At 66.7% G+C, this 14476-nt stretch carries 7 protein-coding genes and 1 pseudogene; 1 reads left to right on the top strand and 7 read right to left on the bottom strand.

Annotated features, from left to right (window positions below; all coding sequences use genetic code 11):
- Positions 1-95 precede the first annotated feature (95 nt).
- Both OG272_RS18725 and OG272_RS18720 read right to left on the bottom strand, forming a co-directional pair.
- Entirely contained in the window at positions 96-308 is a 213-nt protein-coding gene (locus OG272_RS18725; RefSeq protein ID WP_405894108.1) for a DUF397 domain-containing protein, read from the bottom strand.
- Positions 305-1153, bottom strand: a complete 849-nt coding sequence (locus OG272_RS18720; RefSeq protein WP_405894107.1) for a helix-turn-helix domain-containing protein — start codon at positions 1151-1153, stop codon at positions 305-307. Before OG272_RS18720 ends, OG272_RS18725 begins: the two co-directional genes overlap by 4 nt.
- Positions 1154-1378: 225 nt before the next feature.
- On the opposite strand from OG272_RS18720, the pseudogene OG272_RS18715 reads away from it, so the two are divergent.
- Positions 1379-1822: pseudogene (locus OG272_RS18715) on the top strand (ATP-binding protein); the annotation flags it as partial.
- Between the two features lie 87 nt (positions 1823-1909).
- On the opposite strand, the gene drmB reads toward OG272_RS18715, so the two are convergent.
- From drmB to OG272_RS18690, 5 genes are all read right to left on the bottom strand, one after another.
- Positions 1910-3766, bottom strand: a complete 1857-nt coding sequence (gene drmB, locus OG272_RS18710; protein WP_405894106.1) for a DrmB family protein — start codon at positions 3764-3766, stop codon at positions 1910-1912.
- Positions 3767-3769: 3 nt separating this feature from the next.
- Positions 3770-7024: a helicase-related protein gene (locus tag OG272_RS18705; protein ID WP_405894104.1), complete on the bottom strand. Its 3255-nt coding sequence runs from the start codon at positions 7022-7024 to the stop codon at positions 3770-3772.
- Between the two features lie 2 nt (positions 7025-7026).
- Positions 7027-8937 (bottom strand): UvrD-helicase domain-containing protein, encoded by a 1911-nt coding sequence (locus OG272_RS18700; RefSeq protein ID WP_405894103.1) that lies wholly within the window; start codon positions 8935-8937, stop codon positions 7027-7029.
- Positions 8934-13733, bottom strand: a complete 4800-nt coding sequence (locus tag OG272_RS18695) for a DEAD/DEAH box helicase (protein ID WP_405894102.1) — start codon at positions 13731-13733, stop codon at positions 8934-8936. Before OG272_RS18695 ends, OG272_RS18700 begins: the two co-directional genes overlap by 4 nt.
- 127 nt (positions 13734-13860) lie before the next feature.
- Positions 13861-14247, bottom strand: coding sequence for a hypothetical protein (locus OG272_RS18690; protein WP_405894101.1), 387 nt, complete (start codon positions 14245-14247; stop codon positions 13861-13863).
- Positions 14248-14476: the final 229 nt, after the last annotated feature.

The following is a 14476-nucleotide window of genomic DNA, read 5'->3' as shown; positions in this document are numbered from 1 at the left end:
CGGAGCCATATGCCGCACGCGCCGTCCTGGGCACCCTCGAACACGACGCCGACGGTCGCATTTGAGGAGGCTTGCCGGGTCGTTGTGGCGTCGCGTCAACCGTTGGTGTCCTGCTTCATGGCATCGACGAAGGAGAGCCAAGCTCCGATTCCAACGGCGACCACAGGACCTCCCGGTTGCTTCGAGTCCCGCACCCGGGCGCCGCTGACGGCCAGCGCACACTGGACGCATTCCCCTCCCGCGCCGTTGCTGTACGACGACGTGAACCACGCCAGACGGCCGTTGACACCGGACTCTGCAATGCTCACCTGGCGAATTCCTTCAGAACAGACTCGATCAACTGGGCGGAACGTCGAGGGCTCAAGGCCGCGGCCCGCAAGCCGTCGAATGCCCTTGTGTACTCCCGAACATGATGCTCGCCTTCCAGGTAGACAGCATCGGTGATGCCATCCCGATACACTAGGTCCGGGTCTTCCGGGGCGGGGAAGCCGAGCATGGTGAATGATCCCGTGGCTGGGCAAGTGCCCGAGTCGAAGGGAAGCACCTGCACGGTCACGGTCGGCAATTCGGCAGACTCCAGGACACGTTCGAGCTGTTGTCGCATCAGTGCCCGATCCCCGATGACGTTGCGCACAGCACCTTCGTTCACGATGAACCAGGCGTCGGGGGCGTTCGGGTGAGTCAGCATGGCCTGCCGCTCCATGCGTACACGTACGGCTCTGTCGATGTCCTGGGGCGACATGTATGCACCCGTGGTGTGAAGTTCTTGGGCGTATGCCTCGATCTGCATGAGACCGGGTAGTAGTTCGCACTGGTACTGACGGAGTGTGGAGGCGTCCTGCTCCAAGCCGATGTAGATGCTGAACCACTCCGGAACTCCTGCGCTGTGAGTCTGCCACCAGCCGCGTGTCCTGGCCTGTCGCGCCAGTGATTTGAGGAACTCGCGCAGTTCGTCGCTCGTGCCGTAGAACCGACACAGCGCGTCGATGTCGGACGGTTGGACCCGACCGCTACCCGTCTCCATCCGGTTGACCTTGGAGCCGCTCCAGTCCAGTGCTGCGCCGACCTGGGCGCAGGTGAGCGCGCTCTTCTCGCGGAGCTTCTTCAACTCGATCGAGAGACGGCGACGGCGCGCCGTCGGAGAACCGGCCACTTCAACCTTCTTTCGGATAGCGGGCGTTCAGTCTTGCGCCAAGGGGCTGGCTTGCCAATCACTCAGAAGTGGGAATCCCGCTGTGCACATTGCATGAAGGGATGCGCTCAGTCCATCCTTCCCGAGACGCAACTCGCTGTGAGTGCGTGCAACGCTCCGCTGATCATGTGGGGTCAGGGGAGACGGCATGCGACGAGAGGGGTCTTCGTGATCCGGGAAGCATGTATGTCACGAAAGCCGTGGGACCTTCACTTTCTGGCGGAGCCCGAGAAAGTGGCAGACCTGCGGCGTGTACTGCGGATCCACCTTGGACTCTGGGGCTTGGACGAAGTCATCGACGCCGCCCAACTCTGCGTCAGCGAGCTCGTCTCCAACGTGATCACTCACGTCGGTCCCGGCACCCCCACCACCCTCGCAATCTCGATGAAGGGCACGCGTCTTCGGATCGAGGTCCATGACCCCGACACGCGCGCTCTGCCCACGCTTCTCAATGAGGACGTCAGCTCTGAGTCAGGGCGAGGTATGGAGCTCATCACCTTCACCGCAGATCGTTGGGGCGTTCAACTCCTCGCTGACCGGAAGGTGACGTGGTGCGAGCTGTCGACGAAGCTCACGTCGTCGCACGGCCATGTCGCGGCGCCTGGTGTCATGCGAGCTGAGGCCCTGCTTGACTATCAGAGTCACTATGAGGCGCAGATTCGTGCACGCCAGTGATCTGAGCCGATCCGGTGGCCGGCGCACGTGCCGGTCAGGGCGTCAGCGAGTGAAGAAGCCTGGTACTTGACCGTCCGGTGTCCCGACGAGGGCTGCCCGGTCGAGCAGGATGTTGTTGTTCTCGCAGCTCGTCTCGGGGAGCAGCAGACAGGCATGGCAGGCGGCCACGTTCAGGCTGTCCGCGCCGCTCGACTCGGACTCCATGCAAAGGGGGTCGTTCGAGCACCAGCTCGCTCTGTGCAGGGCAGCCCGGAGCGAGGCTTCGAGACGGTTCGGTTCACCCTGGGCGACGACACCGCCCAGGCTGCCGGCGGAGTCGCTGGTGGCCGTGTAGACGAGTACGCCTGCCATGTCTTGCTCGCCGTAGATCCGCTCGCGAAGGGAAGCTGCCGGGTAACCGCCGTCCAGACTCCATTCGTTGATCAGTATGTGTGCCAGGGCATGCAGAAGGAGAAAACGGGGCGTGACAGGTGAGGGCGGAACCGGCTTGTCCGAGTCGCCAATACGTGCTGACAGCAGCCTCTCGTGATTTTCCCGGATCCGGGCGGCGCGAGCGACTTGCCCCGGTTCCTGCTCCCAGACTCGCAGCCGCTCAGGGTCGAGACGAACGAAGACCCCTTCACCGCTCACTTCGAAAGCCGGCAGCCAACTCGGCCGGTCCAGCGAGATCACGGCCTCGCGCAGTGGGGAGTCCGCCGGACTCGGTTCCTCCACGCGCCGGAACGACTGCAGTGCCCGCACCTCGCGCAGCCGTTTGACCAGCATTACCTGAGCCAGGCCATGGGACGAGAGCAGAGCGCCGATCGGGGTTGTGGGGGGCTCGCAGACGAACTCTTGCTCCTGGTCCGCGACCTCGGGGTGCGGCGTGGACAGGCTCTGGTACTCGCCCTCGTAGATCTCCTGTCGGTAGTTGCGTGCGCGCTTGGCGATCTCCGTACCATCGGCCGGCTCCGTCGCGGCGGCCTCGGCCGTGCGCCTCCGCTCCACCTCGGCCACCACGTCGTTCCCGGTGTACTCCGGGTGGTGACGCAGCAGTTTCTGCATGCGCACGTACGCCTTTATGGACGCGGCATCCTCATGCTTGAAGATTTCGTAGTACGGCGCGACGATCTTGGCGATGCCCTGGCTCCATGGGGGGATGGAAAGAGCCGAGTACATGACCGGGAACCACACCGAGGAGGAACCGCGCTGGAGGGTGCGCGGTGGCTCCTGGCAACTCTCGGCGGGAGCGTCCTTGAGCCAGGGGCGACGGCCGGCGCACCGGATGCCGAGGTCTTTGAGGGCCTGCCGTCGGAACGACCCCTCCATGGACACCTCCTCCACCCCACAACTGCAACCGATCAACACGGCACGCAGCGATGCGGTCGAGCCGTCGGCCCGGAACGTCAGTTGCCCCCCGCAGGCCCCGGACGTCGTCCGGTTGCCCCGATGGACCCACTTCCAGTAGGGGAAGTCCTCCAGATGGCCGTGCGTGCACGCGATCACGAAGCGGGACGGGACCAGGTTTTCCTGACAGGTCGAGCACTCGGCCCGACCGACGGGCGAGTTGAACTTGCGGAAGGGCTGCAGTTGATGGCAGTGGGGGCAGGAGTACATTTCCGGGAAGCGCACTGCCCGTACGCCGTCCCGGGCCTTGTCGGGATCGGGAGCCGGTGGCATCCGGAAGCCGGAGACGCCCAACTGCCAGGCCAGACGAGGCTCCGAGATGATGGGAGCCTCGGAGATGTCCCACGAGTCGATGCCGCGGACGAGGAAGGACTCGTTCTCCACCGCGATCATGGCTCCAACGCCGTACGTCGTGATGAGCTGGGCCCGGCGGATCTCTCCGAGCTTGCGGGCGGTACGTGCCGGTGCCGACGGGAGGCCGCGGCGACGGGTGCGGGGCGGGGCGGGGCTCATGGTTCAGCGCTCCTCGAAGAAGGTGGACGAGGCGTCGACGTCGCGCAGACTCCACAGTGTCTTCCACGGCGAGGCATCGACTGACTCGTCGTCGTAGTTGGCCAACAGGGCGGGCACGCGGGAGCCACGCGGAGCCTCGTACACGAGGTTCGGGCTTTCCAGCGCCTCGGCCTGCCACCATTCGACGAATTCGTCAAAGGCCGCGGTGGTGGCCTCGAGTTCGGCCGGCTCGACTGCCCTCACCCGTTCGAGCAGGACGGTACCGACCTTCTCGCGGAGGTCGATCACGAAGTCCTCCACGCGCGCTGCCGCGTCGTTGTCGCGTGCGGCCGGCAGCATCAGCCGAGCCAGAGCCACCACCACGGCGTGCAGTCCCCGGTCGCGGGCCCGGGCGGAGAAGGGGGTCACGCTGGTGGACTCCACCTCGCGGTACAGGGCGGAGTGAAAGCTTTGGAAGTCCTCGTAGTGTGAACGGTCCCGGGAGCGAGTGGAGTTGAGCATGACCGCCACGAAGCCGGGGTGTTGCCGGCCGACCCGGCTCGTCGCCTGGATGTACTCGGCAGTGGTCTGCGGCTGACCCATCACTGCCATCAGCCCCAGTCGGTCCACATCGACTCCCACGGAGATCATGTTGGTGGCGAGCAGCACGTCCAGTACGTCCGGCATCGGGAGCTGTCGTTCCACGGCCTTGAGTCGGCGGGAGATGTCGCTGGAATTCGCCCGGCTGCTCAACTCCGTGAGGGCGTCGGCGCGACGTGCCTTGACCCCGTCCCGCACCGCGAGGTGTCCCAGGCGCTCCTGGACGTCGTCGAGGACTTGGAGCTCCGCCGCCGAGAGCAATCGCAGGCTGTTGAAGTAGCCGACAAGGGTCCAATACGCGTCCTTCACCTCAGGCGGCGCGTCATGGGTGTGCGCCCGATGGAGCAGCGACGCGTACACCCGGATCAGCAGCGTGGCCTGGCTGGTGCTGGAGGTCAGCAGGCCGACGTAGCGGCGGGCAGCCTTCCGCTCCCGTGGCGTCTCCACGGCGAACCAGGAATCTCGGGAGTCGAGGCCCGAGGGCGGAAACTGCTCCACCGAACGGGCGAACAGTCGGGCGCCCTGCTCGTCGGCGCGTCGGATGGTCGCGGTCGAGGCGATGACCTTGGGGCGATCCGCCAAGGCGTCCACGGCCGCCTCGTACAGGCCGGTCAGCGTGCCGAGCGGGCCCGAGATCAGATGGAGCTCATCCTGGACGATGAGCTCGGGCGGTCGCACTCCGTCCACGTCCCGGTTGAACAGGGCCGACGACGCGGGTCGCCACGGCATCGAAGCGAACTTGTCGACCGTTGCGATGACCAAGGTCGGACGATGGGCGTAGACGGCTTCGTCGATGAGGTGTACCGGCAGTCCCTGCCAGTGGAAGTCGCACGTGCCGGACGGGCAGTCGACGGTCATGCGTACAGCGCTTACATCGACCGAGTAGTCCGCCGCCCGCAACGATTCGCCGCACCAAGGGCAGTTGCGCAATTGGACCGGGTTCTCAGTCTCCAACTGGAAACTCTCGTTGCGCGCGAGATCGGCCAGCTTGCTCGCGGCGACAGCCAGCGTGTTGGGGGTCGCCGAACGACCCACCCACATGCCGATGGAGATCTCCTCGCGCCCCAGACGTCCCGGATCGGCTGCCCGTAGGAGTTCCATCGCGCAGATGAGCGCCGCGGCGCGCTCGAACTGTTGGAGGGTGAGCAGTCGGAGCGTGTAGCGCATGAGCACCGTGACGCCGGCCCCGGCCTCCCCGTCACGCAGGCGCCTCAGGAAGGTGGTGAAGGCGATCAGGCCGAGGTACGCCTCCGTCTTGCCACCACCAGTGGGGAACCACAGCAGGTCGGAGACCTTTCGGTCTTCGTGGTCCGGAGCGACGATCCCGGCCAGGCAGAGCAGGATGAAGGCGATCTGGAAGGGCCGCCACCGCCCGGCCTGGCTGTCCGGCTCGCCTGACCTGCCGCCCTTGATCCACGCGGTACGTGCCCGCTGGTCGGCCATCGCGAGGTTCGCCAGCTGGAACGCGTGCAGAATCTCCGGCCGATCGGGGTCCTCCAGCAGATCCACGCCTTCATGCATTCGGCGCAGTGCTCGTTTGCAAAGCTGGACCTGATCGACCGCGATTTCGCCGTACTCCGTGCCTTGCAGCAGGCGGGCCTGACCCTCCTGGGTCTCGATCCACCGCTCGTATCCGCTCAGCAAGGCGCGAAGGGCCGATACGGCTTCGTGGGCCGGGTCGGTTCCCAGCCGGTACATGGTCAGTGCCTTGTCGTCGATCTCCGGGTTGGAGTCTGTCAGCAGCACCTCGTGGGAGGGGACGAACTCGGTTCGCAGGGTGGTGACGGTCGGAGGATCCATCGATACGGATCCCACCGGAGGTAGCGGCCAGTCCCAATGCGCCGCGCAGCCATGGCCGGTGGCGAAGCTCGGCGCATGGCGGTACAGGAGGCGGCTCAGCGCGTGTTCCGAGTCGACCGCGTCCAGTGCTGTCGGCCGTGCCACGAACACCGGGCTGCTGCCGTCCTCAGCGGTGACGATCAGCTCCGGTTGGTAGAAGCAGTGCGCGTCCCGGAGGTCGAACTGGCCGACCTCCAGGCTGTTGACGACCGTGGCCGTCACGATCACCGTCCCGTCCGACTCGGACCGGGGGCGGACCAACACACGCAGCTCCAGCCCGGGATGGAGATCGAAGGGGTCGAGCAGGCCGGGCTGTGTGACGTCCACGTCGACGGGCTCGATCCGCAGGGCGGAACGACGCCAATGCTCCCGCTGGGCCTTCGTGCTTCGTGCCTCGGTCCGCTTCGCGGACACCGGATTCCCCTCGGCGTCCTCGGGATTGTAGACGGCAGTGTGTACGGTCAACCGAATCCGCGCGGACACGGTCGGGTCCACGGCGAATGTCAGACCGATGGACGACGGCATCCGGACGTTGGCCAGCGAGACGCCCAGATCGCCGGGTCCTTCCTCGACGTCCCGACGGGTGCCGAGCGACACCGCGTCGAGCCCGTCCCGCTCGGACTCCAGCTCACCCGGCTCGGCCAGGCCACTCTGGGGCAGGACACCGGACCGGTCCGGCCGCGAGCGTGGGAAGAGCACACCGACCGGGTACATGGTGATCGGCGCATCGTCGGTGAGAACCTCGTCCTCACCACCCACGGGACCGAGAAGGTCCTGCCGCAGGGCGTCGAGGAGCGAGTCGCGTACCTCGTAATGCGCCTGGTGAGTCGACCCGCTCATCCTCAGTCCCCTTCCGGTTCGTCCGCGTTCCAGTGGAAACGCCCCAGACCACACAACCGGGGTGCGACCCACGCGCCGTGCGTACCCAGTCCGGCCGCCTCGGTCGCCGCAGGACTGCCCGCCACGCTTTCCACGCATTCGACTCGCAGACCGGTGATCAGCGGCGGCCAGCGATCGACCCCCGAGTGCGCGGTGCGGCGCAGCATTCGGTGCAGGTCGGTGCGGAAGCGCTCCGACACCACCGCGATTCGTCGCCCGCCGACCACCACCGCGTACGGCGGGGACTGGTCGGCGGCGACGGGGATGCCGTGCAGCAGTACGAGCTCCGCCTCGGCACCGGCGGTGACGTCGGTCGTGAGGTACCGAGACACCTCCGCAGCATCCTGGTCAATTCCCTCCGTGCCCGGAGGCTGCTCGTGGGACACGTCCGAGCCGATCAGCTCGATGCCGTTGCGGGCCCAGGTGCTGCGACCGCCCAGGTACCAACGGTCGATCCTCTTGTCCTTGCGGAGGAGCCACGAGTTGGGGGCGTCCAGGACGTACAGATCATCCCGGGCCCGGGTCATGGCCACATACAGCAGCCGGGCTTCCGCCGCCGGGTCGTAGTCGTACTTCTTCTTCCGGACTTGGGCCGGCTCCTTCAGCACGCGTGGTTCGACGATCAGGACCCGGTCGAACTCCAGGCCCTTGGCACGGTGCACGGTCGAGATCACGAGCGAGGACGGCTGCGCCGCGGTGAGCTCGTCGGGCAGCCGGCCCTCGGCGAGCGCCCGGTGCAGCCCGACGACATCGAGGGTGCCGCGACCGCTGCCCCGCGCTACCTTGCGCACCGACCGCCACAACGCCTCCGGTGTGCTGCCGTCAGGGACCCGCAGGTCGACCAGCAGCTCTTCGAAGCGCTCCCGGCTCAGAGTGGACGCGCCGGTCGAGGCGAGGAGTTCGGCGATCCACACAGGGGCCGAGCGCTCGCGCGCCGACCGCTGCAGTGTGTGGGGGACATCGGCGTCGGCCAACATGCCGGACAACGTCAATGCCTGGCCGTTGTCGCGGCACAGGATGGTGGTGGTGTCGGGATAGTCGCGCAGCGCTGCCCGCACGAACTCGTCCTCCAGGCTGCCGAAGTTCGGTGCCGAGAGCAGCAGAGCACGCAGGTCGCCGTGGATACGCTCGGCCTCGGCGGCGGCCTCGGCCCGATCGCGGGGCAGCCGCTGCAACTGGGCACCGTAGGGCAGGGCCATCCGGGCGGCCTCGCTGCGGGCCCGGAAGTTGTCGCCCAGGTGGAGCTCCACCAGATCCTCACCGAAGGTGGCACGCACCCAGGCCAGGAAGCGGTCGGTCTCCTCGGCCCGCTGATCCGGATCGGACACCTGGAATCCGTACACGGCCTGAGCCGAATCACCCACGACGGTGAAGCCGCTGTTCTCCTGGAATCGGTCGAGCAGTGCCTCGACCATCTCCCGACGGACACCCACGAGGTCCTGAACCTCATCGATCACCACATGGGCCGGCAGGTACTCGCCGCCCTCGACCGCCCCCTTGTCGATCGCGTCGGTGGCGGCCTCGATGCGCTCGTCGAAGGTGTACGTGCCCCAGTCCGTGTCCGGGTAGGCGCGGTTGAGCAGGGCTGCGGCCCAGGCGTCGAAGGTCTGCACGCGAATCCGCTGCGCGGCGGCGGCATGCCGCTCGATCCGCTCGGTGAGTTCGCGCACGGCGGCACGGGAAAAGCTGAGCACCAGGATCTCGCCGGCCTCCAGTCCCTCGCGCTCCACCAACACGTCGAGCCGCCGCACAAGGGTGTGCGTCTTGCCGGCGCCGGCTCCGGCCGTGACCAGCACCCGGGCGTCCCAGGGCTGGTCCACCACGGCCTGCTGCGCGGCGGTGAGCCGATGCTCGGTGAGCGGGGTGACGGTCACTGGCCCTCGTTCCACAGGTACTCGAACTCGGTGAAGGCGAGTTCCTCACCGAAGTTCGTGATGTTGTCCCGCACGTTCAGGATCAGGCAGCTCTCCTTGCCACCGTTCTTCGGGCCGCGCAGACCGCGTCCGATCATCTGCTGGTAGATGTTCGGGCTGTACGTCGGGCGGGCCACGACCACGACGCGGGTGGCCGGAGCGTCGAAGCCTTGGGTGAGCACGCCGTAATTGGTCAGGACCTGGATCCTGCCCTTGCGAAAGTCGTCGATCTGCTTACGACGTTCATTGGGGGGCGTGGTCGAGTCGATCGCGGCGGCCTTGATGTCCCGGTCACCGAGCTTGGCGGCCAGTAGCTTCGCGTGGGCCACGGAGGTGGCGAACACAAGCACAGGCCAGTCGGAGGGCATGGCGGCGATCTCGTCGACGATGCGCTGGCTGCGTCCGTGGTCCTCGGCCAGCCGCTGCTCGGCGCCCTTGGGCAAGGTGGAGAATTTCTCGGACTGGGCACGCTCGTCCGCCGTCAGCGCGATGTCGGCGCCCACCAGTTCTCGGTGCTTGACCTGGGCCAGGACACCGATCTGCTGCAACCCCTTGATGGCGACGGACAGATCGCCGTCGAAGACGCCGGTGTCGAGGCGGTTGCCGAACCGCTGCACCAGCAGCCGGGTCAGTTCCTCGTTGTTCCGGTACGGGGTCGCGGTGAGTCCGACCAGGTGACGACTGGTCCGGCGGTGCGTGAGGTCGAGTTGTTCGAGCAGCCGTGTGTAGCGTGGGGACATCGCGGTGTGCGCCTCGTCGATGATGACGAGTTCGGCAGCCTCCCTCAGCCAGGCGTAGTCCTCCTTCTCCAGGCAGCTGTCCAGTTTGGCGTCGGTGGCGACGACCAGGTGCGGACGTCCGTCGACGGGGGTCGCCTCGTTCGAGGCCCAGAGCCGGCTGATGACCAGGGGAAGCTCGGGACCCACCTTCGACCAGACGAATTTCCAGCTCTGTACCGCCTGCTCGCACAGCTCTTCGGTCTGGGCGATCCACAGGACCGGACCGGGCAGATCCTCCCGATCACGGATCCACCGGATCACTCCCTCCGCCGTGACTCGTGTCTTGCCGGATCCGGTCGGCAGGCTGAGCATGCCGCGCTGGGGCATCGAGTTCTCCAGCAGAGCGAGCAGCGCCTGCGCGAGTTCCTCCTGGTAGGGGTGCAGGGAAGGGAACTCGGACGGGCCGTCGACCTCGAGGCGGGGCTCCAGCGAGGGCACCTGAGCGCCCGCGAAGGAGTCCGGGAACCCGAGGTCGGTGACAAAGCGCAAGGCCTTCGTGTTCCCGGTGAAGGAGCTGGGTGCGCGGGTGGGGAAGTCCAGAGCGAGATCCCGGGAGTGGACCCGAAGGATCGCCTCGCCGTGGGCGTTGAAGGCCATCTCCGCTATGCGTCGGGGACTCGGTTCGGCGCCGTGCTCCTGGATCTCGCTCTCCATGAGCCCGGGCGGAAGTTCGCCACGCAGGGCCTCCTCACCGATCAGCAGAGCGATCTTGTCGATGACGCTCTCGCTTTCCCGCACAGCGCGCAGCCGCCCCAGCAGCGCCTGGTCGTGCTCCTGCCTGTCCTGGAGGGCGAGAGCCTGGCTGCAGCCGGCCGCGCCGAAGCCCCACTTGAACTCCTCGTCGGCGGCCTGCAGCACCTGCAGCCGGTCGAGGGAGTCCAGTACGAAAAGGGTCTGGCCCTTCCTCGCGAACTTGAGCGGCTTCCGCTTGCTGCCCATGGGCGTGCGCACCACCTGCTCGAGCTCGGAGCAGCGCTGGATCTTGTAGCTGCTGCCTGCCTGACCGAGGCGCGCCTTGACCGTCGTGAACTCCTCGAACAGGGACACGGCCCGCCCGGTCTTGACGGGCTCGATCTCCCTGCTGACGACGTCGGAGACCTTGAGCATGCCCCATTCCTCGATCATCTCCTTCGCCGTGGCCACGTCCGCCTTGTCGGTGACCAGGAGCGCGGGGAGTCGCTCACGGACGAGTTCCTTGAACTCCACCGCGCTCATCGCGACGGCGATCTCGTTGTCGGGGCGTGATTCCCAGGAAGGTCCCACCCGGCAGCGGGTGGGCACGTCTTCGGGAAACTCAAAGCCGACCCTGTGCAGCAGGGCGTACGCGCGACCGATGAACGCGTCGTCCTCGCTCTGGAGCACCAGGTCCAACAGCTTGCCCCAGCGCTTGGTGGGCACCTCGTCGGTGGTCGTGGGCATTTTGAGCCTTCGCGCCGTCTCCTCCGCTATCTCGGCAACAGGGAGCACGGCACGGAATGCCTTGAGTTGGGGACCGACGGCCTCGGACACACGGGTCAGTCCCAAGGAGGTCTTCACGAGGCCATGCTTGGAGATCATCCAGCGCAGCGGGGACATGACCGCCTTGCGGGTGCTGGCGGTGGTTCCGTACTGCATCTGCCAGTGCTGCGAGATGTCGGATGCCGGCAGAGCCGCCACGAAGGCAGCGCGGCCCTCCTCGGACAGGGCGGGCAGAAGGTGCAGCGGTCCCAACGTCGCAGCGCCCTCGACGGTGAGGCGGGAGATGCTGGGGCGGGGGGCGGTGCTCGGCAGACTGCGGAGGTGATGGTCGTGAATGACCTGCCGGAATTCCTCGAACCACGTCTCCTCGTGGGGCCGGTATCCGCCGGTGGGGCGGTCGAACAGCCCGAGGTCGCGAAAGACCGGTTTGTCACTCTCGTGGAAGTCCAGGTCGACGGCGACGGCCTTGTCACGGCTTCCGTCGCGGGGCACCACTGGTCCGGGCAGGAGGCAGTCGCGCATCAGCCTGTAACGACCGTCCATGGTACGGACGCGCAGCGTCTTCAGCGGCCTGGGCACCTTGGCGCGAATGCGGTCGACGTTCGCGCTGCCGCCGGCGCTGCGCAGCAGGATCCAGAAGTTCGACCATGCGTTGTTGTCGTAGTTGTCGAATCCCTGGTCGAGGACACCCTCGAACCGTCCCTGCGCATCGGCGACCCTGATGCCGATGTTGTGCAGATGCCGGGCCATTTCGGGGCGCTCGGAGATCGACGGGTGGACGTAGACCATGTCGTCGCGGAGCGTGTCGGCGGAGGTTCGGTGGAAGATCTCACCGGCTACGGGGGCGACGACGCCGTGCTCCTCGGTCAGCACGATCCGGGCCTTGCGGGCTTCGGCGGTGAGCGGGGAGTCCCCACGCAAGCCTCCGGCCTGATCCTTGAGCACCATCAGCGACAGGATCTCAATGGCGTGGCACGAGGCCTCCGCTGTGCCGTCAGCGACGAGCGCCTCGAGCCAGTCCTTGACGTTCTCTGGCACCTTCCCGGCCGCATCCAGGATGTGCATCATCTTGCCGCGGCGGAGGGCGGTGTCGGAGGCGTCGACGGATGCGTGCACCCAGTTGGTGGGGCGGCCGCTGTACTCCGACCAGATCCGGACCCATTCCTTGTCAAGATTCGACGGCGTGATCAACAGGTCGCGAGGAACCTGAAGTTCCCCGTTCTGGTCAGGCAGGGAGGGACGCTGGGCAGCCATCTCCCAGAACTGCCGGAGAAAATATTCGTCAGCCCAGTTGGCCTTCTCCTTGGTGCGGCCCGGCAGCAGGGGAAGGTAGGCTGCGGGGTCCTCGGCGGGCACAAGCTGGGGCAGGGTATCGACCACCAACCGGGCCGCGACCTGCAGCAGTTCCCAATTGAAGGGGCTGCCGTCGAGAAGGTGCTGGCGATCCTCGTTTGTCTTCCACGGGGCGTTCAGGATGCCGGTCAGCGACACCACGTACTTCGTCGGGAAGAACGCCCAGAACGACCCCCTGCCGACGGGCGTGGTGTACAGCCCGTTGCGGACGGTGTATTCGGGGACCGCCCAAGAGATCTCGAGCACCGGCCGGTTGTGCAGCTCGCCGGCGCTGTCCGAGACCGCGTCGGTGGGGGAATGGGCGACTGAGAACACCTTCCACTGCTCGGTGGTCTGCTTGGCGCCGCGTGCCACCTCCTTGAGCGTGCGGTGGATGCCCTTGGGTTCGACCGAGATCTCCCTGCGCGCGGGGGGCATGGTGCGCTCGTCGTGCAGGAGCACCTGGCCGACGTGGGAGGAGAACAACTGGAAGTGGGCAGGGAAAGCTTCGGTTTCCCGCCCACTGCGACTCCTGTACCCGCTGATGTCCCGTCCGAGACGCTCGGCGGCACCGCGTATCAGGGGCAGGCGGACGACGGTGGTGGCCCAGCGCAAGAGCTTGTCCAGTACGTTGTCGTCGGCACGCTCCTGTTCGACATCGAGGGGCCGGGCCATGCGGAGTACCGGGGTTTCCAGTTCGAGGTCGCCCTGCCGGCCGATGGCCTTGGCGATCTCGGCTGCGGACCAGTCCCGGTCGAAGCCGAAACCGAAGGCACCGTTCCCGCTGAAGAACTGGGGCGAGTCGCTCACGGAGAGCACGGACTTGACGCCGACGCCGAAGCGGCCGATCTGCCCGCCGCGCTTGCGCGAGACGCTCATGCGCAGGATCGTCTCGGCACCCTCGGGCGTGACCGGAGTGCCTTCGTTCGCGCAGTAGAGGTGGGTTTCGGTCAGGACGACGTGCAGCTTGCCGCCGGGCGATGCCGCGATCTCGTCCGCCGCGTTCTGGACGAGTTCGAGCAACTGCCGTTCGCCGTAACCGCCCTGGGTGATACGACGCTCGCCGTTGGCATGCTCCTGTACCAGCCCCGGGTCGACCTGATACGTCTTCAGGACGGTTGAGGACTGTCGGATCACGGTGTCGATCACGGGCGGGAGCGTAGGGTCGGCGAGCTGCCGGTCGGCCATGAGGCACCTGTCTCGAATGAGAGAAACGAACCGAGGACACGCGGGGGGATAACGGGGGTGCCGATGCATGACGCCGGCACCCCCGGTGAAGCAAATCAGGACAGCTTACGAGAAAAGCGGAGGGGGATCAGCTGTTGATGGTGGTGACCGTGGTGACGGTCGTGACCGTGGTGAAGGTCGTTGTCGTCACGGTCACAACGGTCGCGGTTCCCTTGGCCGTGCGGATCCTCTTGGTGCGAGTGACCTTGACCTGGTAGGTGCGGGGGCTACCGGCGCGCCGAGGGGTGGTGGGGCGGCGGGTGGCACGGGACGTGCGGGGCACGGGCGGGACGAAGGGGGTGGTCGTCTGCTCCGTGGGCTGGCTCTGCGTGCGGCGGGCGAGACGCCGCCGCTCCGACGCCAGAACCTGGGGGTGGATACCGTGGCACATCAGAAGTTCGGCGCGGAGATCAGGATCCTCCGTGTTGTCGTACTCCTTGATGAACCAAGCCATCCAGGCCTCATCGTCGTTCATGTGGGTCCCCTCCCTGTGGGCGCGCCAACGAGCGCCCATGACTGGATGACGCATGCAAAGAAAGCTGTGCAACTGGTCTGAGGACAGAGCTCTCCGTCCCCCGGAGCAAGCGCATCCTCAACGGCCTTGGCCAGGTAGGGAGTTGCCTAGGAGGACCGTAGCATGCGGCTTGTCTGCCGATCTGAAGATCAGAAGAAAATTCAATCCACCCCGCTGGCGCTCGAATCGA

Source organism: Streptomyces sp. NBC_00104, from assembly GCF_045160825.1.
In the GTDB taxonomy this organism is placed as follows: domain Bacteria; phylum Actinomycetota; class Actinomycetes; order Streptomycetales; family Streptomycetaceae; genus Streptomyces.
This window is presented reverse-complemented; position numbering and strand designations above follow the sequence as displayed.